Genomic DNA, 222 nt, shown 5'->3' with positions numbered 1-222 from the left:
CTTACCACTTTGTGATTCATGACTGGGGTGAAGTCGTAACAAGGTAACCGTAGGGGAACCTGCGGTTGGATCACCTCCTTACCTAAAGATATTGATTCGAGTGGCGTGCTCACACAGATTGTCTGATAGAAAGTAACGAGCAGAAATACCTTTATAGGCTTGTAGCTCAGGTGGTTAGAGCGCACCCCTGATAAGGGTGAGGTCGGTGGTTCAAGTCCACTC

General features: G+C 48.2%; 1 tRNA gene and 1 rRNA gene. Both read left to right on the top strand.

Annotated features, from left to right (window positions below):
• A 16S ribosomal RNA gene (locus WA302_RS25255) occupies positions 1-81 on the top strand; the annotation flags it as partial.
• Positions 82-163: 82 nt separating this feature from the next.
• Positions 164-222: transfer RNA gene (locus tag WA302_RS25250), tRNA-Ile, on the top strand.

This window comes from Serratia sp. 201 (assembly GCF_037027545.1).
GTDB classification, from domain to species: Bacteria; Pseudomonadota; Gammaproteobacteria; order Enterobacterales; family Enterobacteriaceae; genus Serratia; species Serratia bockelmannii.
Note: the sequence above shows the minus strand (reverse complement) of the source record. Positions and strands in the feature narration are given on the sequence as shown.